Genomic DNA, 24,605 nt, shown 5'->3' on the forward strand with positions numbered 1-24,605 from the left:
AATGGATTTCTACAGCAAACGCAGATAAACCTTTTGCCTTGCTAAAAAGACCGGTCTTAGGGAAAATATAGGTAACAGTTTATTCGATGGAGGGGGTAAAACATGCTTCAAGAAGTTAATGCTATTTTTCAAACTTTTGGCGCGAGTGTAGTTGTCCCAATAATAATTTTTATCATTGCTTTATTACTACGAGTGCAGCCTAAGACCGCAATGATGAGTGCTTTCTATGCTGGTGTCGGTTTAACTGGTTTTACCTGGATTATCACAGAATTTACGCCAGTGGTGACTAAGATTGTCCGCCAAATGGTTGATAACACGGGGATTAAACTGCCAGTGGTTGATATTGGCTGGCAAGCAGGGTCATTAGCAGCATTTGGATCAACGGTTGGTTTATCGTTTTTTGTTTTTGGGTTACTAGCTGAATTAATTTTATTTGCGCTTGGCGTTACCAAAGTATTTCTGCCTTCTAATATTTGGAACAATTTTGGTTATATGATCTGGGGTACCCTAGCTTTTTATGTAACTCATAATTATTGGCTATCATTAGGGCTGGAATTTTTTATGCTCCTGTATTCGCTAGTCTTAGCGGAGATTCAAGCAGATCGGTGGGCCGACTATTATGGAATCGAAAATACCACCGTCGACTCCTTACATAATATCGAGCAAGTGGTTCCAGCAATTATTTTAGATCCGTTATGGAATTTACTGGGATTTAACAAAGTGAAAATGACCCCTAAAGATTTTCAGAAAAAACTAGGTGTCTTTGGGGAACCAATTACAATGGGAATTATCTTGGGATTAATAATTGGAATCTTGGGTAATTTATCTTCACTGGGGAAAATAAGCGCGTGGGGACAGATTACTAAATTTGCGATTCAACTAGCTGCCGTTATGGCAATCTTCCCCCTTGTCACAAACGTATTCGCAAAGGCATTTATTCCTATCGCGACTGAAATTGATGAGCAGCAGAAGAAACGACATGGCGAAAATAAAAATAGCCGTTATGATAAAAAGCGGTGGTTCCTAGCTGTTGATGATGGTGTTGGCTATGGAGAATCAGCCACTTTAATTTCAGGAATCATTTTAATCCCGATTATGGTTTTAATTGCTTTTATCCTTCCTGGCAATAAGACCCTTCCGGTAGTTGATTTAATTGCAATTCCGTACATGATTGAATCAATTGTCGCGGTGACTCGTGGAAATATCTTAAAAGTAATTGCGACGGGAATTGTGTGGTTTAGTTTAGGCTTATATGCAGCTAGTTGGCTCAGTCCGGTCTATACCGCAGCAGTGGCCCACTATGGCGTTGCAATTCCAACCGGGGTAGTCTTGGTAACAAGCTTTAACTTAGTAGCACGACCATTGAATGCATTGGTTTTTGCTGCCTTTATATCAGAAAGTCCCGTTTGGATTTCACTAGCAGTTATCATTTACCTTGTGATGTTGTTCGGATTACGGAAATATCGTTCGCAAATTTGGCACTACCTTAATAAGATGGCCATGAAGAATGCTTAGGTAAAGTGCTATAATAATTGTCATAAAATTAAGGAGAGCGAAAAAATGAAAGCCTTAGTAGTCGAAAAAGCAGCAGATCGTTCATTGCAAGATTTGAATTTTGCGGAAGTCCCGGTTCCTACGCCAGCTGAGCATGAAGTCTTAATCAAGGTGCATGTTGCTGGACTTAATCCAGTCGACTACAAAATTGTTGAAGGCGGCGTTAGTGCTTGGCAGTATCCACATATCCTTGGATTGGACGTTGCTGGGGAGATTGTTAGTGTCGGTCAAGGAGTTACAAATTGGCATGTTGGTGACCGGGTATCTGGACATGGTGATTTAACGCAAAATGGTTGTTTCGCCGAATATGTGACTGCACCGACTTATGAATTAGCTAAGATCCCGGATTCTGTTTCCGATGAAGTTGCTGCTAGTGCTTTATGTGGGGCTTTGACAGCTTATGAAGCAATAGAACGCAAAGCTAATTTTGCCAATGTTAATACCGTGTTAGTTCATGCTGGTGCGGGTGGCGTTGGCAGTATCGCTATCCAACTCGCTAAACTTCATGGTTGTAAGGTATTTACAACTGTTTCATCTAGTAAATATGACTACGTAAAGCAGCTTGCTCCAGATGCAATCATCAACTACCAAACGGAAGATGTGGATAAAAAGTTAGCCGATCTCACCGATGAGCTTGGCGTTGATTTGATCATTGATACGGTAGGCAAAAAAGAAGCAGAACTTGATTTGCGACGGCTAGCTTACAATGGACGCTTAGTAACAATTGTTGACGTTCCTTCACTTGATAATGTTCCAATGTTTGATCGCGGTCTAGGGATGGATGTCGTTAATCTTGGTGGAGCGCATCTCAGTGGTAATCCATATCAGCAGGCTGATTTAGGCCGAATGAATGCGGAAATGTTAAAATTAATAGCTAATGGGGATGTAAAGCCTTTGATTGAAAAAGTGATTCCGTTTGATCAAATTATTGAGGGCTTAACAGCGATTAAAAATCATGAAGTAGTCGGAAAATTAGTGGCTAAAATTGATTAAATAAAAAGTTGAGGTTAAGAGAAAATTTTTGTTCTCTTTTAACCTCAACTTTTTTTATTTTGCTAGATAAATTTGTTCATCAATCAAATCAAACGAGTGCAAGTTGGCATTAACTTTCTGTAACTCATCGTCTTGACTCAATTGTGCCTCTTGCCAGAATTTCTTAGAGTTAGTTGCGCCATCTTTTTCGCCAATAACTAATAATTTGACTTCAGGGAATGTTGAACGAAGAAGTTGCAGGACCTCCCAGTCAATTTCACCCTTGTCGGGAGCCCATGACATAATGACATATTCGACCTCGTCACCATACTTTTTGATTGCTTCTAGAGCGTCCAACTTCTCAATCTTAGTGACAGGGTGTTTGCCCGTTTCGTTTTCTTTTATCCATGCCTGACTATCGGTAGTATAAATCTTTTGGGTGGCATTGTTATTGCGTAATCCCTTAGAAATATAACCATTACCGGCCATAATCTCCAGTGTCGGCGCCCCGCCTAAATAATCAGAAAGTGCTTTGGCAAAAGGTGCATTGACGTATGACCACATTCCGTATGTTTCTTCGAGATAATCACGATAGTTGCGCAACGCCTTATCTAATTTTGGCAACGCCTCGCTATATTTGTTCCAAAGTTTATCGCCGCGTGGATCACCTTGTGGGAACTGTTCATTAACCTTTTTGAAAATGGTATCTTGAATGTTATCCGGCAATAATAATTTTGGAAGAGGTTGCGGCAATAAGCCGTTTTTGAGTAGTCGATCACTTTCTAAAACATTATTAATGAGGTATTTTACAGGAGGAAAGTCATCGAATAGGTCACGGTAAGTATTTAGTTCTTGAATATATGAAGGCTCATTAACAATTTGATGAGCTTTTTTTACCCGCTTTTTTAGCTGTTTTAATTTTTTAGGATTCATCAGAAACTCCTTATTTAAGTTTTAAATCTAGTTGTTCTTGCTTACCATAGAAGGTGTCTGTATCCCGGCGATTATGCCGTCCCTTTAAGTAACCATCAATTAGTTGAAAAATTTCATATCGATCATCACTTGAAAGTACAGTTTGATTAAACGACAGGTTCTTACTTGAGAAAAATAATTTTGCTAAATCAAAATCATCACGATCAGTTTTTCCGGTAAGATAGTCCAGACTGACATCAAAGAATTCGGCTAGTTTTCGTGCTTCAACGTATGACGGGGTCCGAATACCGCGTTCCCAGTTACCGATTTGTGAAGCAGTGTTTGGCTTTTCATTGGGGCCAAGGTTTTCATTGAGATGGGTAGCAAGCTCCTTTAAGGTTATCTTTTGTCCTTTGCGAAGTGCTCGTAGGCGTTCTGGAAACATTATTTCACTCCCTTAATATATCATTATCTATTTTAACATTAGCATCACGATTTTGAATGAAAAGAATATGCAAAATAACAGAAAGTGTGCTAAACTAGGCGCATTGATTAAATAATTCGACATGGGGTTAATTATTTTGAGAACAAAGACAAAAAAGAGACAGTGGCATCCTTGGCGATGGCTCATTGGAATTGTAGTCGTAATTGCAGTGGCAATCTTTGCCGCTAGTAGCTATTTTTTCTCGGTGGCAATGGTACCGGGGCATAAGGATTTTATTAATAATTCAACTAAAATCTCACGAAATGATCCATTGTATGAGCAGAAAATGTGGTTTAAGCATGCTAAAAAAGAAAAATGGACAATGAAATCGGCTAGTGGAAATTATAAACTAGTTGCTGATTACATCCCTGCTGCTAAATCAACAACTAAAAATGTGGTAATTGCCCATGGTTTTATGGGTGACAAAGAGAAGATGGGCGAATATGCCGCGCTTTTCCACCAGATGGGGTATAATGTTCTAATGCCAGATGCACGAGCTCATGGTCAAAGCCAAGGGAAATACATTGGCTATGGATGGCCAGAGCGTTATGATATTCGCAAATGGATTAATAAACTTATTCGGCATAATGGGGAAGACAGTCAGGTAGTCTTGTTTGGTGTTAGCATGGGTGGTGCGACAACAATGATGACTAGTGGCATTAACCTTCCGCCACAAGTAAAAGCATTTGTCGAAGATTGTGGATATACGAGTCTTAATGATGAATTGAATTATGAAGCTGGTAATTTATATGGGATTCCGAAGTTTTTACGGGTGCCATTAATAAGTACGATGAGTTTAATTAATCGGGTGAAGAATGGTTTTTACATTCATGAAGCTAGCTCCTTAAATATGTTGCATCATAATCATCGCCCAATGCTATTTATCCATGGAGCAAAAGATAATTTTGTTCCAACTGAAATGGTTTATCGCAATTACCGTGCAACAGAGGGAAGTAAAGAATTGTGGGTAGTGCCAGGAGCAGCGCACGCGAAGTCATATGCGACCCATCCTAGCGAATATCGGCGCCATTTGACAAAATTTTTAGATCATTATATTAAATAGTTGGAGGAAAAAGATGCTTGCAATTATTGTTACGATGTTTGTTGCAATCGAACATTTAGGTATTATGGCCTTAGAAATCTTTGGTAACCCGGCACAGCAAGCCAATGCGTTTGACTTACCGCTTAAGTTTACGCAACAGCATGAAGCACGGGTTTCATTTGCTAACCAGGGTATTTATAACGGGGCCTTAGGAGCAGCTATCATCGCTAGTTACTGGTTATTTAGTGGGGCAACCTTAGTATTAGTATGGCAAATGCTCTTGGTTTTTGTGATGGTTGTTGCATTATTTGGTGCACTTACTGCAACCAAAAAAATTATTCTAATTCAATTTTTACCAGCGTTGATTGCGTTTTTACTTACATTTCTTTAAACATAAACAACCTAAGATTAGTTCAGGACAAAAATAATTATTGTCCTGGACTTTTTTGTTATTCTGAAGATAGAGCTAAGATCGATCATGCTCCCAGGGACTTCGAGTCCGTATTATAAAATGATCTCCGCTATCTTTGATTTGATATTTTGCTTTTAGGTTGTGGAACTACGAGTTCGAGTATTTAGGAAATGAAGTACAAATCTAGGATAGCGGTTATATCTAGCTCTATTTATAGAAAGGAAGTCTTTTTATGTCTGATATATTTGCCTTGGATGTTTCAATGGGGAAAAGCTACTGTGTCTGGTATCGAGGGAAACACTGTTTAAAGGAGTTTTCTTTAGTACACACGAAAGCGGGGTTTAATGCTCTACGAGATATGATTAAGAAAGCTCAGAAGCCAATTATCTACTTTGAAGCGACTGGAATTTATTCGCGAGTAATTGAACATTTCTGTGAGACCAATGGTCTCCGCTTTTGCCGTCTTAATCCACTAGAACTTCATTTAAAGTCCGAGAGTCTACGACGAGTTAAGACCGATCAGAAAGACGCTCATCGGATTGCGCTCACTGTCCAGGAAAATGCTTTTCGATTAACAGTTCCTTGGAAAAAAGACTATCTTCAGTTACATGAGCTTAGTCGGTTCTATAATCAGCTCAATGCTGATTGGAACTATCGTCTAAATCATCTTCATACTGCACTTGAACAAGTTTTTCCAGAACTTAAGCAATTATTTGTAAATAGAACATCTAAATTAGCGTTGAATATCGTGGAGCTTTTTCCTCATCCAGCACTAGTTAGGCCTTATTCGAGAGTTAAATTAAAGAATATTCTAATGGCATCTACAGATAAACGAATATCTAAGATGAAAGCTTATAAGTATGCCGATCGATTAATCGATCTCGCCCAAAACTCATATCCGGCTGTTTCTGGTGATGCCATTCAGGTTGATGAAGTTCGCTACTATGCTCGCCAATTAATTGCCTTAACCCGTAAAAAGGAAGAGGTTATCAAGCGAATGGAGTCTATTGCCCAGCGCTTGCCAGAGTATATCCTATACTGCTCTTTTCCGGGAATCGGGAAACAAACTGCGGCTCAGTTAATGGGAGAATTGGGCGACATTAGTCGCTTTGACAATGCTAATCAGCTTAATGCCTTTGTCGGAATTGATATTTGTCGTTACCAATCTGGAACCTATTTAGGTCAAGATCACATTAATAAGCGTGGAAACCCGATTGCCCGTAAGCTCTTATATTTTACTGTAGGTAATATGATCCGCCAACAACACGCTAATTCTAATCATATCGTTGACTATTACTATCGTTTAAAAGAAAAACGACCTCATCCAAAACTGAACAAGGTCGCCATGGTAGCTTGTATGAATAAAACTCTGAAATGTCTCTTATCCATGATTAAGCACCATGAAAAATACCACTATCGGTATACGGACTCAATGGTCCCTGTGAAGGCATAATCACCTCACAATTTTAATATACCACTAATTCTCGATTTTTGAAGAAGAACCGGGTTGGTTTAGTATACTCTTCTTTTCTAAATATTTTTCTTGACTAATCGTAGGAAAAGGGAGCGAGACAGAAGTCACTTGTGACTTCGTTTTCGAGCCCCCGCAAGCAATAATAGGCCTCCAACGTTCGGTTTTGCCGGACGTTGGAGGCCATTATTGTACTGCGTATTTGCTTTTTATGAAAGTAACTTAACTTATGTCACAGTCCCTTTTTTAGTCTAATGATTGAGTGTAGACCAATTCATCAGTCGAGATCTGTTCGTTTAATGCGTTTGCTAATTCTTGTGAAAATTGGTCATCAGCAAGTTGCATTTGAACATAACTATGCTCAAGCTGAAATGCCTCAATAAATAAAGAAGTAATAAGGTCGGTATCCATCGAAATATCGTGCAGGAAGAATCGTTTTCGTTGGAAGTACGTTCGTCGTACCATGGCAACTTCATTCGCGTTTTGTGGAGTTTCAATCGAATGAAGGTATTTATCGATTTCACGATTAATTATTTCTAGGATCTCAGCTGTTTCAGCGCGCTGTTCCTTGGTTAATTGATATTTTGGCCCCACATTGTAGCGGGAACCTTTTTTGAGATGGCGGTAGCGAACAAAACGCCATTTTAACCGGTGCCATAAGATGACCCATAACTCAAGAAAGCTGTGTTTATTTACGCGGAAAATCGACCGTGTAACAAAATTAACGAGGAATTTGGCCTCCTTGTCAGAGATTCGGCCTTCTTCGTTAAGTCGGTCTAAGGTAGCTAATTCAATTTGATGAGCTTTACCCATTAATTGACTATAAACATTACGATTAAATTCGTGGTATTGCGTCATTTGACTACTCAATTGGTCAATAACAACGGCTTTTTCTGGGGAATATTTTTCTGAAGTCCGTAGCTCATTAATAGCATATTGAACTGTTTTAATAAGTTCTTTTTGAAATTCACTCTTCGAATAACTCTTAGATTTAGGCGGTAAAATAATTGGATACCCAATTGCGCCGACAGCAATACTAATCAAAATAACAATTGCGGCAATCAAGATCATTGAATTACGGAAAGCAAATTGATGGTTGTTAATCAGAACTGGCAACGAGAAAGCCAATGCCAGAGTGATTGTTCCGTGAATTCCTCCTAACGCCATTAAGAGACTATCACGGTTGAGGTTAGTCGATTGAATGTTGACGAGCTTAAACCGGACCCATAAGAATCTTAAGAGGGTTGTAATAATATAGATAGCAAAGGCTAAGGCGACGATTGCACCCAGATTTTGCCAAGAAGTTCTTCCAAGTACCTGCGGAAGCATCACCCCTAAAAGAACAAATACTAACCCGTTTAACGCATCGCTAATGATGTTCCAAATAGTGGTAGTAGACATTTGCACTTTAGTAGATGTAAGCCGCATTCGATCATAGAGGATACTATGAACAACTCCTGCTGCAACGACGGCTAGGATTCCTGAAAGGTGTAGTTCTTCAGCCAACCAGTAAACAACGATGGGAGTCATTACGTTGATCGGAATAACGATGGAGCCAATATCAACGTGCTTCCGCATCAAACTAGTACGGAGACTAATTAATAGGCTTCCTAGTACTGCCCCGAAGATAATTCCGCCGAAGAAAACATAAACAAAGATCCAGATTCCATGACCAAGCGAAAATTGTCCAGAACGGTAGGTTTCCAGCGCCAAATCTAAAAGCACAATGCCTGATGCATCATTAAAGAGGGATTCGTATTCGAGAGCACCATTAACGTTTTTGGGGACCTTCATATTAGTAGTAATTGACTTTACAGCGACCGCATCAGTCGGCGTAACAATCGCGGCTAGCATAAAGGCGAGTGCTAAGGAGAAAGTTTCCGGTTGAAGCCAATGTAAAAAGCTACCAGTAATCAAGACTGTTACAAGTGCTAATCCAACAGTCATTGATAGGATCGATTTGATATTGCTTGAAAGATAACGGAATGATTGGTTCTGCCCGTCATTAAACATTAAAGGAGCAATGATCACCATCATGAATAATTCTGGATGCATGGTAAAGTTAGTGGCCTCAGTAGGCAGGGATGCTAAAAGAATTCCTGCAATAATTTGATAGATGGATAGTGGAATCTTAGGGTAAACAAGATGAACAACATTAGCTGCAACAACAGCAGTCAATAGAAGAACAATGCCTAAAATCATTTCCATCGATTAATCACCTCACTTGATATTTTGGATAAAAAATTGAGGCTGGAAAAATTTATTTTTTTCAACAGCCTCTTTATTTATACGAACATTGTTAAGATATCGTGGAACTAGCTTCGCGTCGCCACAAGGCTCGAGGCTAAGTCCGAACGATAATCAGCCCGTGCCGTGCTAATCACCGTTCTATCCTTAGCCCACCGCCTTGTCGAGGAGGTTAATTCCCACTTACTACTCTCTTAGCTTATTCACGGCCAATCAGCATTTTCACGGCCATGGCAATATTATAAATAAATAACAAAAGGGCTAATAAAAGAGCAAATGTTAGGAGAATTCCAAACAATGCGCCCCCGTGGAAGTTAGCGGGGTTTAATGAAAAGACACTAAAGACTAAAATTGCGCCTATTACATATAACAATGGGAAAATTTGACTCCAAAATGCATAGCGAGCGTTTTTAGCAATAGTTGGTCGATCACTGCTTTTGGCAATTATCCACACAATTAGTGGAAAGATAACTGGTAAAAATAAGATGCTTAAATAGGATAAAGCATTAACGATCCGGTCCGTTAAATTATTATCGTTCACTATATCAATCCCTTCTTTTTATATTATTATCGCATGTAATCTTAGGGGAGCGCAATTACAATTATCTGTACAAGGCAAATAATACTCAAAAAATAAAACCAATCGCGACTGGTAATTGGAATATCCACGGTAGTTGTTCGTGCTTGTCCTTCAACGAAACCGTGTGATTCCATGGCTTGTGCTAATTGATCTGACCATTGAATCGCAACCAGAATCGCTTTGAAGTAGAGCGTTGGTGACCACCAATGTAAATTAACACCCCGCATTTGTCCTGCCGTATAAATTGTTGTAACGGCTTGTTTCATTTTCGGAATCAGATTAAGAGCAGCGAGCACCCCATAAGCATATTTGCTGGGAAGGTGACAATTTTGTTCTAATGAGCGAGCAAGCGTTAAGGTATCGGTTGTGAACGTAAAGACCGTTCCAAGGCAGACATAAACGTAAAGTCGACTGAAAAGAACGGTTCCATCGAAGAGACTATGACTAGGACTAAAGAAGACAATTGTAATGAAAATAGCTAGTGCCGGAAAGAGAGGGACAAAAGCCAACCAGCAAAATTGTCGCCAGTGAAATCGCTGATGGATAAGGATTAATAAACACACCACAATGACAATCAGGTTAATCCACAGCTTAGTTACAAAAGTCAGCTCAAATGAAAGCAAAATAACAAGTAATAATTTTAAACTAGGATTCATAACTCCCTCCAACATAATTAAGACGTTGATGATTCATTGTAAGGTGATAATCAATGAATCCATCCAATCCGCTTAATTGATGACTAATAATTAGCAAAGTTTGTGGTTTTTCTTTTTTGGATGCTTTGATTAGTTGCAGGACAGTCTTTAAAGATGCTGGATCTAAACCAGTAAATGGTTCGTCAAGCAATAGTGTTTCTTGTCCGCGCATTAACATCAGCAAGATTTGCAGCTTTTTCTTTTGACCACCACTCAAAGAATAAACAACTTGATCTTCTCGTCCGTTCAGGCCAAGAGCTGCTAATGCTTCGTTGACTTGTTGCTGATTAAAATAGGGGTTCTGACAAGTTTTAAAGCCCAATGCCAGTTCTTCGCCAACGGTTACATTTAGGAATTGATCGTTTGCATGTTGAAAAATTAATCCCAGATACTTGTAATATTTCCCGGGTGATATTTTTTGAATGCTTTCCCCCGCATAGTCAATCTTTCCTTCATATTTCAAAAGCCGGGCAATTGCCTTTAGGAGGGTAGATTTACCAATCCCATTTGGTCCAGTTAGTAAAGTTATTTTATTTTTAACAATGCCTAAATTGGTCGGTAAAAGTAAGGAACGATTATCTCGTTTTATTGCTAATTCATCAAATTTGATAATCACAGGTAAGGTTGACGGGGGAAGAGCAGTGGTAATTTGGGGAGTAGCGCTCGCTGTTAAAAGTTGGCTCCTATTTTTACTGGAAAGTTGAGTAAGACGCCCCTTAGCTAATTGCCAAACCAGTGGATGTAGTCGCTCGTAACCATGCAAATCGTGGTCAGTAATGATAATTGTTGTGTGATAGTCACTGTTGAGGCGGACTAATTGTTTGAGGATAAGTTGCCGGTTTTCTTCATCAATATTGGCAAAGGGCTCGTCTAATAGAAGCACGTTCGGTTGCATTGCCGTAGCAGCTGCTAAAGCCACGCGCTGTTGTTGCCCACCAGAAAGAGTGGTGATTAACCGGTTAGCAAGATCATCAACTTTACCAAATCGTAAAGCTTTTTTAACACGTTCTGGAATTTTGTCAGTGGGTACCTGGCAATTTTCTAGGGTAAATTCTAATTCGTGGCGTGGCGTATCAAGGGCAAATTGCATTAACGGATCTTGAAATACCATCCCAATTTGAGCATCTGTTGATACATCGACTGCTCCCGCAACTATTTCACCACCATATTTAGGCAGGAGACCAGCGATTAACTTGAGAATGGTGGATTTGCCGCTCCCAGAGACCCCGGTAAGTAAGTGAATCTTTCCAGCCGTAAATTCGGCGGTGATATTTTTAAGGATTGGTTGCTGATCAAAATTAAAGGAAAGATCATTAAATCGTATATTTTTCATAGTCTTAGTGTTTAATTAAGTGGGCTCGTTGGAGAAGATTAGTAATCAATTTAACCAGAATTCCCGAGAAGACAAACATTGAAATGAAGCGCGCAATAAGCATAATAATGAGCATTTGTCCGCTGAAGTGATTATAACCATTGCGGAACCAATCCCAGCCAAAGGTAACAAATGTAAGGGTGAGGGATGAGATGAGCAGGGTCAGCCAGTTATACATTTTATAGAGCGTAAAAGTAAAACCTAACTCAGACCCGATACCTTGAACTGCCCCAGAAATTAGGTTGGCTGCTCCCCACTGATCGCCGAGAAGCATTTCAACGGCTGCTCCCAAAAACTCACCAAGGAAAGCCGCTCCCGGTGTCCGAAGCAAAAAGCCGGCAAGCGGTCCAGCCATACACCAGATTCCCATTGTTAAATCGTTAGCCATTGGACCATAACCAATTGGTGTCAGTAGAACAGTTAGCCCGTTATAGACAAAGCCGGCTGCAAAATAAATTACACCAAAAATAATTCCAATTAGGGCAAGCAAAATAATGTCACGCAAATGTAATGAACGTTTAGTCATAATAAAACTCCTTAAGATATAAGGGCAAAAAAACTCCATGACAAAAAATCATGGAGTTAATCATTAAGTTAATATCACTGAATCTCCCTTCGCTGGTATTAACCAGAGCAGGTTCAATGGGTATTATCTCAGCCGTTTGGCACCCCAGATTTATTCTCTATTATCATAGCTAATATTATAACGGAATGCAAATCGTTAATTAGGTTACTTATCTTAGAAAAGTGGTTTACAATTAGTACTAGCATTTAAAGGGATGGTTCAAAAATGAGTGGAGTAGTTTTTGTTTTATTATTACTAGGAATTGGGATTCTTTCGGGGATTATTAGTGCAGCCGCTGGTTTAGCATCACTAGTCTCGTACCCATCACTGCTTGCACTAGGATTACCACCAGTGATGGCAAACGTAACGAGTGCTTTTTCGACAGTCACTGGCAACTATAGTTCGGTCTTTTCATCGTTTAAGGAATTAGAGCATAATCGACGGCAATTATGGATTATTTTGCCATTGGTATTTGCTGGTTCCATTATTGGGGCTTTTTTGCTATTTGCTGTCCCAAGTAAGTGGTTTGCGGAACTGGTGCCATTATGCATTGCATTAGCCGGAATTATCTTGTTGTTTCCCCATCATCCGAAGCAAAGTACGGGGACAATGGCAGGAAATAGTAAATTATTTGGTAAATCACGGATCAGCCAATTTTTATCAATCATTGGTATTTTTATTGTCGGGATCTATTCGGGCTTCTTTAATGCGGGTGCCGGAGTGTTAATGCTAACTTTGCTGACGGTGATCAATCGGCAAAAGAGCTTTGCAGTTAATAATGCGCTAAAAAATGTTGCGATGACAGTTACAAATACAACATCCTGGATAGTGTTCGCCCTTGAGACGACAATTTATTGGAATTATGTTATTCCGTTGATGATTGGAAATGTAATTGGGGGCTACTTAGGACCGATTATTGTTCGCCACCTGCCTGGCCGCTTAATGCAAATAATTGTCGGGATTGGATCGTTGATTTTGGCAGTTTCATTGGTAATTCGGAATTTAATGTAAAACAAAAGGATCACTGTCATCTAGTTTGGCAATGATCCTTTTGTTTTTGTCCTTTGTGAATATTATTGAGCCGTGTAGCCACCATCAGCGACAAATTCCGAACCAGTACTAAAGCTTGATTCATCTGAGGCAAGGTACAAAGCAAGGTTAGCAATCTCTTCTGGCTTTCCAAGACGGCCAAGGGGATGAAGGCTTTCTAGGTGTCCTTCTGCTTTTGGATCATCCTTGACCAAATTATCAACTAGTGGAGTTGAGATATAACCAGGATGAATTGTATTTACACGGATATCATAGCCTTTCCGGGCACAATCAAGCGCAGCGGACTTAGTTAAGAGGCGGACACCACCCTTAGAAGCATTGTATGCAAAGAGATCAGGATCACCAATTAGTCCTTCAATGGATGACATATTGATGATTGAATTCTTTTCCCCGTTGTTCTTCATTGCTTCAATACCGAGCTTAGTTCCCCACATCGTACCAGTGAGGTTAACGGCAATTGTTTTATCCCAAATTTCAGCGTCCGTCTTTTCAACATCGGCGTATTCGGCAATTCCCGCGTTGTTAACCACAATATTGAGTTTCCCGAAGACTTGGACAGTTTGACGAATTACCCGGTCCCAGTCTCCTTTCCGAGCAACGTCTTGTTGGATAAAGATCGCATTGTCACCTAGTTGGTCAGCGACTTTTTGTCCCTCATCCATCTTCCGAGCGGTTAAAACAACCTTTGCGCCTTCTTCGATAAACTTTTTTGCGACAGCAGCCCCAATTCCTTTAGAACCACCAGTAATAATTGCAACTTTATTATCTAAACGACCCATTGATAAGACACTTCCTTAGTAAAATCAAAAACAATCCTTTACAAATTTTATTATAACAACTATCGAAGAAAAACAGGAGAATAACGCCTTACAAAATGAAAAGAGACTGGAGAATTATTTTCAACAGCCTCTTAATTAAATTTAGTTTTCTTTGAAAAGCTTGTTTAAGCGGTCCATGAAGGCCTTGAGGTAACGTTCTTTGTCAACGTTAACGGCAACCTTAACATTAGGGTTAGGATCGTTTAACTTAGCGTTGTCACCAATTGTCCGACCATAGTAAGGTCCTTCTTGGTAAACAACCTTCATGAATAAGCTAATAGTTGAAACAAATGATGGGTCAATACCAACACCAACAGCTAATGGATCGTGGAGGGCACAACCACGCTTATCAATATCAAGGTTGTAATAAGCGTCGATGTAGAAGTCGGTAATATCAGCAAAAGCCTTACCAGAAGCAGTGCCTAATTCACGCCATTGCTTTGTTTCGTTCTTAGTAAGAAGAGTCCGAAGAGTAACATCAAGACCAACCATCGTAAGTGGCAAGTTGGACTTCATTACTTCATCGGCAGCCTTTGGATCTTGGTTAATGTTAGCTTCTGCGACAGGAGTAACATTACCTTCAACAGTTAAGGCACCACCCATGAATGTGACATTACCAATCAAGTCAGCAATTTCAGGATCCTTCTTCAAAGCAGCAGCTAAGTTAGTCATTGGACCAGTAGGGATGATGATTAAGTCCTTGCCATACTTGTGAGCGGCTTCGATGTAGAAATCAACACCGGATTGTTCTTCAAGAGCCCGACTTGGAGCAGGTAATTCAACATCACCGATACCGTTATCACCGTGGATATCCTTTGAAACTTGCATTACATCAAAGTGGTCAGTAGTGCATGAATGTGGAAGACCCTTAAATACTGGAATATCAGTGTGACCTAATAATTCCAATAACTTAAGGCTGTTTTCGGCACAAACATCTAATAGGTTGTTACCGTATGAACTTACAATTCCGATTAGATCAACTTCTGGGTCAGCGAGCGCATAGGCAATAGCTAAAGCGTCATCAACACCAGTATCTAAATCAAGAATCATTTTACGTTTTGCCATAGTATTTATTCCTCCAATTTTAAGCAAAATCAATCTCTGTATATAATATGTTAATTTAAATTTGGAATAATTACAATTAAAATTTGAGACCGCTTACGAAATTTTAGAAAAAATAAAGATGATATAATACTTCTAGAGATGAAAATGAAAGGATCAGAGGAGAAATGGCAGAGAAAATTTACGATGTGACAATTATTGGTGGAGGTCCAGCGGGGATGTTTGCTTCATTTTATTGCGGCCTTCATGAATTAGATTCCCAGCTAATTGAAAGCCTTCCGCAACTTGGCGGGCAAGTAGGGGCGCTCTATCCTGAAAAACAAGTTTGGGATGTAGCGGGAATGCCAGGCGTAACTGGACACGACCTGATCGCTAAGCTAGATGAACAAATGGCAGTGGCACCGATTGATCAATTCCTTGGCGAAACCGTTGAGGACGTCATTAAAGAAGACGATGGAACCTTTACCATCAAATCAGCAAAGCGGGTATCCCGGTCACGAGCAGTAATCATTGCTCTTGGTAACGGAGCGTTTACTCCCCGTAAGCTCGCTTTAGAAGGGGCAGCTGAGATTGAAGGTAAGCAGCTTTCATACTTTGTTAATCATAAAGCTGATTATGCGGACAAACGGGTTGCGATTCTTGGTGGGGGAGACTCCGCAATTGATATTGCCTTGATGCTTGAACCCGTTGCCAAGGAAGTGCACCTTGTCCATCGGCGGGACCAATTCCGTGGCCTGGAGCATACTGTAACTCAGCTTAAACAGTCATCTGTGCAATTGGATACGCCTTTCTTACCACGCGCATTAACGGTGGAAGATGATGAAACGGTAACGCTCGATCTTAAGAAGATGCGTAGTGACGACGAAGCACAATTGAATGTGGATAAGATTGTGGTTAACTATGGCTTTACCTCTAATAATGCGGCCTTGAATCAGTGGTCACTTGACTTAGCAGCGGAACGCAACTTGATCAAAGTCGATTCAATGATGGAGACTAGTATTGACGGGGTATATGCGATCGGGGATGGTGTGACCTATCCAGGGAAAGTCGCATTGATTGCGGCTGGCTTTGGTGAAGCACCGACCGCGGTAACCGCCCTAGCTAAGAAACTCTATCCCGATAAGCGAATGGCAATGCACAGCTCTTCAATGGGGATTACTAAATGAAAAAATGTCCCTACTGTAACACATTAAATCCAGACGATGCCGAAGTCTGTGAGAATTGTGGAAAACCACTTAAAGGGCAGATGCTTGCCTTAGTCTGTCCCAACTGTGGAAAAGTTAATGCATTAGGGTCACGAGAATGTTCGGTATGCCATACGAAGCTAAGTCAAAGTAATCATCAGCTAGTTTCACGCGAAATTACACCCAGAAAAAATAATAAGCGGTGGGGATATGTAGCCCTCATCGCTTTTGGCCTTTTAATTGCTTTATTTACTTATTTAGGAACCAAAAACGCCAGTAATTCATTGACTCCAAATAAGACTGAAGCACTAGAATTCAGATACTTCGATAAAAATAAAAAAGTACTTTATAATGACTATTATATTTTAAATAACACAAACAATTTATTGCACCAAAATTTCAGTGTTGCATATATCGGAAGAGACTCGCAAGGAGCCCGACCACTTAAAGTAGTAACCTTAAAGAAAGCCAAAAAATTATATCGTCAAAACAAACATTACTCGCTTTATGTTAGAAAAAGGGATGTAATAGTAAGTGGCCCGCAAAAGGTAACTATAAATGATGGTGCTAAGATGCTTTCTGTGAATCCTGGTAGACATAATAAAATTTACCAACGAGGAAGGAACTCTTGTGTGGTTAAAGGTAATAACCAAGTAAAATCAATCAAAATTCAGACACTAATTTTAATTGATGATTATTAAAAAGACTTAAGATTAGGTTATGAGAGCCTAATCTTAAGCCTTTTCTTAATGAATAATTATTTCTTGTGTAACAGAATGATTTTCCGACTGACTATTATGCTGAATGAATGAATAGCTGGCAAGGATAATCCGTAGATTACGAAGGCCTAAAGAATGTCTTCCAGATGAAATACCCTTGAAATTGCCATCAAGCATATGAAGGTCAACTTTTTCTTCAGTGGTTGAATTACGAATAATGATGTATTGTGCGGATCCTTTAGTAAAGAGACTAAAGTTAATTTCCTTTGTCGGCGCCTTTTTAGCGGCATTGATAGCATTATCAAAGAGGATAGCGATGATCCGCACCGCATCCGTTATCTTAACTTTAGGCGAAATCTTGAATGGTTCTACTACCTCAACTGATACGTCAATGTGGTCGTTAATTGCCGTCATGACCTTGTTATAAACTAAGCTCTTGATTTCAATGTTCTTAATATTTTCAAGATGACTGAGGACCGCAGTTTGATCATCAAGGTTAGTATTAGTTGGTTTAACAACACGTTGGAAAATATCTTGAACTTCTTTAATGTCACCGCTAGAAACGGCTCCCTCAAGACTTAGTAACACATTTTTGTAATCATGACGGAAACGACGAAGGTCATCATACATTGTTTCGATATGGCTAGTGTAGGCTTGAAGGTTTGTTAGTTCTGCGCCTTGTGAAGTCGTTAAATTCTTATAACGGTAAAATTTGGCGGTAACCTGAGTAAACAAGACGATAATGATGACATAAAGAAGACCATTCAACATATGAACAGGGGCAGAAACCTTGATGATTGGATTTATATAGTTAATGCCGAGAAAAATGCGGAAAAAGAGGAAAAGATTAAATAACCATACGAGTACTGGAGCTTGGACCAAGACAGTTTTGGAATAGTAATTTAACGCAGGCTGTATTTTTTTGATGATTGGCATTGTAGTAATGATTTCAATCAGATAGACGATTGGTCCGCCGTAATTTAAAATGGGGGTGGCGTAGGTTGGAGTAATAGATTGGACAGAAGCAACAATAATTAAGCCAAAGACAGCTGTGACGGAATAAAAGATTCCAATATCAAATAGCATATTGGTTAAAATATATGAAAAGGAAATTTGTCGTTTAGTAACAAAAAAATAGATTAGTAGACTAAAAATTATCGGCAGGAGCAAAAACAAATATGTACGACGAAAAGGAAAGATAAGATAGCTGGTGAGGTATATCCAGAATGGCATTTTAATTTTGGTGATCTTCTGAAATAGGTAGAGGATACATGCCCCACATAAAAGCAGTGTTATCCAAAATCCATAAATATAATCTAGAAGGTCAGGACCATAGAACATAGGTGTAAACATTTGAAGTTCTGTATATATAAAGTGCATAGCAATAACTCCCTAATATAAATATTTAAAGCGTTATAATCATAGCATTATGTTGCGAATAAGAAAATATGAAAAGTCCTAAGAAATAATATTCCTAGGACTTTATTAATTTAAATAATTCTTTTTCGTGGCGTCGTGATACTGGACAGACGAGACCATTATAGAACACAGCTTGGTGATGAAGAAAATCGACATGTTTTACCTGTTGGGGATTAATTAAGTAGCTACGGTGACCACGGAAAAAGCGCTTTTCATTTTTTGCAAGAGTCCGTAGATTGTAGTTGAGCTGGATTCCCTGATTGTCGGTAGTATACATGATCGATGAATGCGTATTATTATGATTAGCTTCAAAATAGCAAATATTTTTATAGGGAATCTGAACTTCGTCGTAATAAGACTTATATGTAAATAATTCTTCGGTTGCAGCTGTTTGGACTTCTTTTTGAATATGTATAAAGTCTTGCTTTAGTTCTTCTTGGATATTTCCCCGATCTTTAGCGATGAAATCTAGCGCACTAACTCGATACTTATAGGTAGTATAGACAAATTCATCATGAACAGTGATGAAAATAATACTGGCGAGTTCATCATGTTTCCGAATCACGCGACTAATTTCAAGACCCGCTGTTTTAATACCGTTGATTTCTAAGTCGAGAATAAAGACGTTTTCCTTACTAGCAACCGGCAACCCCATTTTCAATTGATCAGTTGAGGCAAAAAGATTAATCTTAAGTTCATTTACTGAAATTTCCCAGGAAATCTTTTTGATCATTGTTTTTAAATGTCGTTGCTGATTATGATCATCTTCAAGGATAAAAACGTTCAAGATGTACTCCCCCCTTTTCCCGAATACTAATATATCATGGGGGGGGGTAGAGCCGTATACCTATCCGTCTATAAAAGTGAATTTCTTTCCCGAAACTGAAAAATAGTGAGATAAATTTCAGTTAAATTTGTAGAAATTAAAAAGTACTAAAAATTATATTTATTTATAAAAATAGTCTGCTTAAACTGAGATTGTTAAATTATTTATGTATTTCGATTTGAGGGAGTAATTTATATGAATAGAAAAAATGTGCAAAAGACGGCTTTGACGACTTCAGCTGTTTTAGCTGGGATGGCATTAGGTGTAAGTGTTAATCAAAGCGGGGTTCACGCCGACACCACAACTAATGCTGCTACTACTGCTACCACTGACACTAATCAGCAATTAGCAAACTTAAAGAGTCAACAAACGGCTAATGAATCTGCTGTTGCTTCATCAAATGCTGCAACAATGAGTGCGGCAACTTCTGCTGCTAATAGTCAAGTTGCTGATTTAAATAATCAGATTAAAGCACGGCAAGCAAGTGATGCAGCGGCTCAACAAAACAAAATCGACCAAGTAAATAAAGATGCCCAAGCTGCAACTAATGCTGAAAACGGTGCTTATTCTAGTGCGGTTACTAAGCAAAAAGCTGCTAATGATGCAGAATTAAAGGATGCACAGGCTAAAATTGTGACTGAGCAACAAAAGGAACAAGAGACGGCACAAGAAAATATTGATTATCAAAAACAAGTTAGTAGCTTGAATTCCGAGCACAAGGCCACGTTAAACAAGTTGGACCAAGACTTAAAGAACAATACTGACGGCACTAACGCTGCTATTCAAAAGGAAGTATCCCGCCAAAAGGCTGCTCAGCAATCTGCTATTAACCAAACAGCTAAGGAATTCGATAACCAAATTGCTGACGCTAACTTAGCAGTAAATGATGCTCAAAAGGCTGTTAATGATGATCAACAAGATGTTAATGCAAAAAATGTTGCAAACACGGCGGCACAACAAGCGGTTAAGAATGCACAAGATAAGTTGAGTAGTTTGCAAAGCGCACTTAATAGCGCACAAAAGAGTATTAATGATGTAACTACTGATTCCTTAAACGTTCCACAAGATTACATTAATGTGTGGAAAGATTATTATCAAAATATTCATAGCTGGGATCTTACTAAAGACAAAAACCCTGATTTATGGAATCGCAACCACAACGCATCTATTGAAGCAAAGAAACTCAATTCAGATACAAATTTCTGTGCTTCTACCACTGACAAACACACACTAATTCACTTTAATCAAGACGGAACACTCTCTCGTGATGACGAAATAATCGCAACACAATATGCTGCTGAATTAATTAATCCAATTCGTAAAGCAATTGGCGTTAACCCATTAAAGATTACTAATGCATCAATCGATATTACAGCTGAAAATGCAAGTAAATACCGGGCTAAAGGTCATAACGACTTTAAAGTTGGTCATGATAATGAACTCATTAAGCAAATCGCACAAGAATGGGGCTGTGATGATATAGGGGAAAGCCTTTGTGGGAATTATTCACTGGCCCGAGCAAAAAATCCTACTGTAGCTGACCTAAAGAAAACCGTATATAATGCAATCATTGCCCTTCTTTTCGAAGGAAGTACGAATGGATCTGATAATGGTCATACAACTGATCTTTTAGGCGTCCGTTACACCGTGAATAATAATTTCCTAGGTGGGTGTGACTTCTTAGGGGTCACCTATGATATTGATCCTATAAATCGGAACGGTTGGATTCGCTTTAATTCAATTGGTGATGGCAAAGGAGAACGTGCACAACGAATGAGGGGGTATGGTACTAGCTTAGGTTCTGCCAAAGATAAATCCATTCAAGGTGATAACTACACTCAAATTGCCGTACCTACTCCTGGAGAAGCTACAAAGCGCTTAGAAGAAAAGATCGCTAACCTTAAGCAAACTATTGTTACCGACCAACAAGCCTTAAACGACGCCAAGTCTAAGGCAAACACTGCAGCTTCCGAACTCAAGTCCGCTCAAGATAAGCTTGCGAGTGATTCAGCTAAGCTTTCACAAGCACAAGACCACATTAATGATCTAAAAGCTAACAAGGATAAGACATTAAAAGCTATGGCTACTGATCCGATGCAGTCTCCAGCAGTGAAAAAACTTCAAAATAAGCTATCAGATGTCAAGCAGGAACATAGTACTGCTGTAAAAGCTGAAAACGATCAATATGCTGCTAAGGTTAACGATTTGAAGTCTAAGCATGAAGCTAAATTAGCAGAGATTGCTGCACAACCTACTAGTCTTGCAGAATTGCAAAATCAACTTCAAGCTAAGTTAGACACCTTAAAGGCTAACCATGACGCTAAGCTTAAGCAAATTACTGATGATGCGAATGCTAAGATCGCTGCTATCAAGAATCAAAAAGTAGACGATCCTGAAATCGATAAACTTAACGCCCAAATTGACCAAATCAAGAATGATTTAGCTAAGAAGCAACAAGAACTCGATAGTCAATATGAAGCTCTTAAGACAAAGAACCAAGCAGAATACGATGCATTAGCTAATAAATTAAATCCAAGTACCAAAGCGGTGATTAATGATTCAACTCAGCAAGTATTTACTAGTCGTTCTGGTAAAGTAGCTTATGTCGTTCCTAGTCACCAATCAATAGCAACAAATAGCGTTAAGACTAATAGTAATAGCGATTCTAATGAATTACTTTCAAAAGAGTCTAATAATGATACTAGTCGTTTACCACAAACGGGTAACAACTCATCATTAGCAATGGTTCTTTTAGGAGCAGCTGCTGCAATGTTTGGCTTTGGCTTAGCAGGTAAGAAACGGATGTAGTAGTGCAGGAGAAAAAAGTGCTGCTTTTAGTGGCGCTTTTTTTGACAGAAAGAAAATATGAAAGAAGAGATTTTAATGAAAGAAAAAAGTTTTTTATTCGAAAAACTTATAGAGGATAATAAAGAAACTTTAGATTTAATTGAAGAAAATCGAAAAACGTTAATGATAATACCCTTTATAAAAATTGGTATTTTATTGTTGTTAGTAGGATGTTGGTCAATATCTATATTAATGATTTCTCATATTCATAACATATTGGTAATAATTGTCTCAAGTGTATTTCTTCTAGTAGTTTATTTTATATTAGGAAAGTGGAACTTAAATAAAAAGAATAAATCATCATATGAAAAATTAGCAACTCAATTACAGCGTAATGTTAGTGTACTCCTTAATAAAGAAGATATAGGTATTGATGGTATAAAGCTATTAAAAGAAGAAGCTCAGTATTATAAAAAAAGTACTAGTAATTTAGTTAAAGAACAATTTGAATTTTTAACTAGGTTTCTAGGTTTACTAATTCCAGGGGCTCTTTTGTATAAGGGTATTATTCTTTTAATTAAAAACAGATCGGTTCTGTTTTTCCTACTAGCAATTATTTTGGGAATTCTCGTTTTTTTTGTTTATTACTATTATGAGCAAAAAGATCATTTAAAAACATCAAAATATCAATTACTTTATGATATATTATTTAATATTGAAATCGATAAAACCTTAAAAAGTAAATAATTTATGATACCTTTTTAATTTAAGTCTCAACATAAAGTTTAACCTTGAGGATACACAGAAAAGAAAGAGCGGAAGGACAGCTAACAGTTGAAAAAAGAAGTTAATTGAGTTTCTGAGTGGCCAAAAAACTATATCCTCAGAGATTTGATGGCTATTGTTAATGTTTATCAAATGGAAGAAAAAGTAGCTCAAGCATATATTACACAACATATAAACTAAAAAGTGACATTTTACGCAGGAGTAATCAATGAAACTAAAGAAACTGCGCGTTGCTTTTGAAAATATTGACAGTTATGATGTTCCGCTTGCGGCTGTTAAGGAGTTTCATGTAAGTGGGGTAGAAAAGACCATTGATTATTCGAGCTATAGTCTAACTGTTGAGCAGGTTTGTCGAAAATTTACTGCAACGTTTTTCGTTGATGAACTCCAAAAGATTGATACTGTTGAGAACGTAACGCTTGATGAACGTTTAAATAGTCATAATTACGCGGACCTTTGTATGATTGATTTGGTTACGGATGACGGTGAGGAAACTACAATCCGGTTGCCATGGGAAGAAATGACGTATCCCGATCATAATGATGCAATGAAGACATGGATCGAAGAAGATTTCGAAGGCCGGCAATTAATGTATATTTCAGTTGGATAGTTGAAGTCCCTAAGTTGGTAGTAATACTGACTTAGGGATTTTTAGTGCAAAAGGCAATTTTTTACGTATATATCTTTATAGTGAGGTAGAGCGAAAGGATTGAGGAAATGTGTAAGAAATTGCCAGAGAACTATGAAAAGGCCCTCGAAAAGTGGGAAAAGATGACTATTACAAGTGATCCAATGTTCGGGATGGTTATGCAGAATAAAGAAATTTGTTTAGAATTGATTAATCGTGCATTACCCCATTTAAAGGCAACTCAAATCGTCCAGTTAACAACTCAAAAAGATATTAATGTCGTCGCTGGCAGACGCGTCCGTTATGATGTTTATGTGCAGGATGAAGATGGCAACATTATTGTTATTGAGATGCAGGTAGCTGACCGACAGAATTTGCCTTATCGCTTGCGGTATTATCAAGAGCAAATAGATCATGGATTACTCTTGCCGGGCAAGGATTATCGCGATTTAAGCCTTCATCCGACCTATGTGATCATGTTTTGTGATTTTGATTATTTTGGCTATGGTTGGGCCCGTTATGTGTTTGAAATGGCGTGTACCCGTAATCATCAGTTGAAACTAGGCGACCAACGGACAGTTGTGATCTTTAATGCCTTGGCTAAAGAATTTACTAAAGATGAGCAACCGATTAAGAACTTCCTTGCTTTAATGCAAAATCAAGTAGACAATAAGAGTAGGTTTATTACTAAGATTCAAGACGAGATTGTTAAGATTAAGCAAGAGCCAGAGAGGAGACGAGGCTTTATGAAGTTCGAACTTGATTTGATGGATGCACGGCGAGAGGGAAGAGAAGAGTCAAAACAAAAATTAGTTAAGTTTTTAAGTAGTCAAAAGACTGCACCGTCAGAAATAGTGGCCGCCCTCGTTAATGTTTACCAAATGACGGAAAAAGCAGCGCAGGAATATGTGGCAGAATATATGAAAGTTAGAAAGTAGTTTTGTCATAGAAGTATTAATAAAGTCCCTAAGATTGGTAGTAATGCTGGCTTAGGGATTTTTAGTGCAAAAGGCAATTTTT

23 protein-coding genes and 1 riboswitch are annotated in these 24,605 nt (G+C 38.6%); of the genes, 12 read left to right on the forward strand and 11 right to left on the reverse strand.

Translation table 11 applies throughout. From position 1 onward, the window contains the following. Positions 1 to 102: 102 nt before the first annotated feature. Together LMB56_RS04610 and LMB56_RS04615 are read left to right on the forward strand one after the other, a co-directional pair. Positions 103 to 1,515: a PTS galactitol transporter subunit IIC gene (locus LMB56_RS04610; protein WP_065533341.1), complete on the forward strand. Its 1,413-nt coding sequence runs from the start codon at positions 103 to 105 to the stop codon at positions 1,513 to 1,515. A 45-nt stretch (positions 1,516 to 1,560) separates the two neighbouring features. Next, the gene (locus LMB56_RS04615; RefSeq protein WP_229283905.1) at positions 1,561 to 2,547 is read left to right on the forward strand and encodes a zinc-binding dehydrogenase; all 987 of its coding nucleotides are present in this window, start codon (positions 1,561 to 1,563) and stop codon (positions 2,545 to 2,547) included. A 54-nt stretch (positions 2,548 to 2,601) separates the two neighbouring features. On the opposite strand, the gene LMB56_RS04620 is transcribed toward LMB56_RS04615, so the two are convergent. Both LMB56_RS04620 and LMB56_RS04625 read right to left on the reverse strand, forming a co-directional pair. Further along, positions 2,602 to 3,459 carry an SAM-dependent methyltransferase gene (locus LMB56_RS04620; protein WP_065533338.1) on the reverse strand — a complete coding sequence of 286 codons (858 nt, stop codon included), beginning with the start codon at positions 3,457 to 3,459 and terminating at the stop codon, positions 2,602 to 2,604. Positions 3,460 to 3,469: 10 nt separating this feature from the next. Next, positions 3,470 to 3,883, reverse strand: a complete 414-nt coding sequence (locus LMB56_RS04625; RefSeq protein ID WP_003664887.1) for a helix-turn-helix domain-containing protein — start codon at positions 3,881 to 3,883, stop codon at positions 3,470 to 3,472. A gap of 121 nt (positions 3,884 to 4,004) precedes the next feature. Here LMB56_RS04625 and LMB56_RS04630 point away from each other — a divergent pair, with 121 nt between their 5' ends. From LMB56_RS04630 to LMB56_RS04640, 3 genes are all read left to right on the forward strand, one after another. After that, positions 4,005 to 4,985, forward strand: coding sequence for an alpha/beta hydrolase (locus LMB56_RS04630; RefSeq protein ID WP_229283906.1), 981 nt, complete (start codon positions 4,005 to 4,007; stop codon positions 4,983 to 4,985). A 13-nt stretch (positions 4,986 to 4,998) separates the two neighbouring features. After that, positions 4,999 to 5,355, forward strand: coding sequence for a DUF1304 domain-containing protein (locus tag LMB56_RS04635; protein ID WP_229283907.1), 357 nt, complete (start codon positions 4,999 to 5,001; stop codon positions 5,353 to 5,355). Between the two features lie 253 nt (positions 5,356 to 5,608). Further along, positions 5,609 to 6,829, forward strand: a complete 1,221-nt coding sequence (locus tag LMB56_RS04640; protein ID WP_153703627.1) for an IS110 family RNA-guided transposase — start codon at positions 5,609 to 5,611, stop codon at positions 6,827 to 6,829. A gap of 264 nt (positions 6,830 to 7,093) precedes the next feature. Here the strand turns inward: LMB56_RS04640 and LMB56_RS04645 are convergent, their stop codons facing one another. From LMB56_RS04645 to LMB56_RS04665, 5 genes are all read right to left on the reverse strand, one after another. Then, a complete protein-coding gene (locus LMB56_RS04645) occupies positions 7,094 to 9,055 on the reverse strand; it encodes a cation:proton antiporter (protein ID WP_229283908.1) in 1,962 nt (653 codons plus the stop codon). A gap of 238 nt (positions 9,056 to 9,293) precedes the next feature. Then, on the reverse strand, positions 9,294 to 9,635 hold the full coding sequence (locus LMB56_RS04650; RefSeq protein ID WP_003669070.1) for a DUF4870 domain-containing protein: 342 nt from the start codon (positions 9,633 to 9,635) through the stop codon (positions 9,294 to 9,296). 41 nt (positions 9,636 to 9,676) lie between these two features. Beyond that, complete coding sequence (locus LMB56_RS04655; RefSeq protein WP_229283909.1) at positions 9,677 to 10,330, reverse strand: energy-coupling factor transporter transmembrane component T family protein; 654 nt, start codon at positions 10,328 to 10,330, stop codon at positions 9,677 to 9,679. Further along, positions 10,320 to 11,702, reverse strand: a complete 1,383-nt coding sequence (locus LMB56_RS04660; protein ID WP_229283910.1) for an ATP-binding cassette domain-containing protein — start codon at positions 11,700 to 11,702, stop codon at positions 10,320 to 10,322. The genes LMB56_RS04655 and LMB56_RS04660 overlap by 11 nt, the downstream gene beginning before the upstream one ends. Before the next feature lie 4 nt (positions 11,703 to 11,706). Beyond that, positions 11,707 to 12,267: an ECF transporter S component gene (locus LMB56_RS04665; protein ID WP_020843359.1), complete on the reverse strand. Its 561-nt coding sequence runs from the start codon at positions 12,265 to 12,267 to the stop codon at positions 11,707 to 11,709. A gap of 67 nt (positions 12,268 to 12,334) precedes the next feature. After that, a riboswitch (TPP riboswitch) is annotated at positions 12,335 to 12,424 on the reverse strand. A gap of 107 nt (positions 12,425 to 12,531) precedes the next feature. Between LMB56_RS04665 and LMB56_RS04670 the strand changes: the two genes are divergently transcribed. Then, positions 12,532 to 13,317, forward strand: a complete 786-nt coding sequence (locus LMB56_RS04670) for a sulfite exporter TauE/SafE family protein (RefSeq protein ID WP_229283911.1) — start codon at positions 12,532 to 12,534, stop codon at positions 13,315 to 13,317. A 62-nt stretch (positions 13,318 to 13,379) separates the two neighbouring features. Here LMB56_RS04670 and LMB56_RS04675 read toward each other — a convergent pair whose 3' ends face one another. Both LMB56_RS04675 and LMB56_RS04680 read right to left on the reverse strand, forming a co-directional pair. Continuing rightward, positions 13,380 to 14,135 carry a glucose 1-dehydrogenase gene (locus LMB56_RS04675; RefSeq protein WP_003669062.1) on the reverse strand — a complete coding sequence of 252 codons (756 nt, stop codon included), beginning with the start codon at positions 14,133 to 14,135 and terminating at the stop codon, positions 13,380 to 13,382. 141 nt (positions 14,136 to 14,276) lie between these two features. After that, positions 14,277 to 15,239: a nucleoside hydrolase gene (locus LMB56_RS04680; protein WP_003664874.1), complete on the reverse strand. Its 963-nt coding sequence runs from the start codon at positions 15,237 to 15,239 to the stop codon at positions 14,277 to 14,279. Between the two features lie 164 nt (positions 15,240 to 15,403). On the opposite strand from LMB56_RS04680, the gene LMB56_RS04685 reads away from it, so the two are divergent. Beyond that, entirely contained in the window at positions 15,404 to 16,402 is a 999-nt protein-coding gene (locus LMB56_RS04685) for an NAD(P)/FAD-dependent oxidoreductase (protein WP_229283912.1), read from the forward strand. Next, the gene (locus LMB56_RS04690) at positions 16,399 to 17,121 is read left to right on the forward strand and encodes a zinc ribbon domain-containing protein (RefSeq protein ID WP_229283913.1); all 723 of its coding nucleotides are present in this window, start codon (positions 16,399 to 16,401) and stop codon (positions 17,119 to 17,121) included. Before LMB56_RS04685 ends, LMB56_RS04690 begins: the two co-directional genes overlap by 4 nt. A gap of 45 nt (positions 17,122 to 17,166) precedes the next feature. Here LMB56_RS04690 and LMB56_RS04695 read toward each other — a convergent pair whose 3' ends face one another. Then, positions 17,167 to 18,519: a GHKL domain-containing protein gene (locus LMB56_RS04695; protein WP_229283914.1), complete on the reverse strand. Its 1,353-nt coding sequence runs from the start codon at positions 18,517 to 18,519 to the stop codon at positions 17,167 to 17,169. A 94-nt stretch (positions 18,520 to 18,613) separates the two neighbouring features. Continuing rightward, positions 18,614 to 19,345, reverse strand: coding sequence for a LytR/AlgR family response regulator transcription factor (locus tag LMB56_RS04700; protein ID WP_229283915.1), 732 nt, complete (start codon positions 19,343 to 19,345; stop codon positions 18,614 to 18,616). 234 nt (positions 19,346 to 19,579) lie between these two features. Here LMB56_RS04700 and LMB56_RS04705 point away from each other — a divergent pair, with 234 nt between their 5' ends. From LMB56_RS04705 to LMB56_RS04720, 4 genes are all read left to right on the forward strand, one after another. Further along, positions 19,580 to 22,192, forward strand: a complete 2,613-nt coding sequence (locus LMB56_RS04705) for an SEC10/PgrA surface exclusion domain-containing protein (RefSeq protein WP_229283916.1) — start codon at positions 19,580 to 19,582, stop codon at positions 22,190 to 22,192. A gap of 57 nt (positions 22,193 to 22,249) precedes the next feature. Continuing rightward, the gene (locus tag LMB56_RS04710) at positions 22,250 to 22,918 is read left to right on the forward strand and encodes a hypothetical protein (RefSeq protein WP_229283917.1); all 669 of its coding nucleotides are present in this window, start codon (positions 22,250 to 22,252) and stop codon (positions 22,916 to 22,918) included. 247 nt (positions 22,919 to 23,165) lie between these two features. Continuing rightward, positions 23,166 to 23,567, forward strand: coding sequence for a hypothetical protein (locus tag LMB56_RS04715; protein ID WP_229283918.1), 402 nt, complete (start codon positions 23,166 to 23,168; stop codon positions 23,565 to 23,567). Between the two features lie 107 nt (positions 23,568 to 23,674). Then, on the forward strand, positions 23,675 to 24,523 hold the full coding sequence (locus LMB56_RS04720) for an Rpn family recombination-promoting nuclease/putative transposase (RefSeq protein WP_229283919.1): 849 nt from the start codon (positions 23,675 to 23,677) through the stop codon (positions 24,521 to 24,523). The last annotated feature ends 82 nt before the right edge of the window (positions 24,524 to 24,605 follow it).

This window comes from Limosilactobacillus reuteri, assembly GCF_020785355.1.
In the GTDB taxonomy this organism is placed as follows: Bacteria; Bacillota; Bacilli; order Lactobacillales; family Lactobacillaceae; genus Limosilactobacillus; species Limosilactobacillus reuteri_I.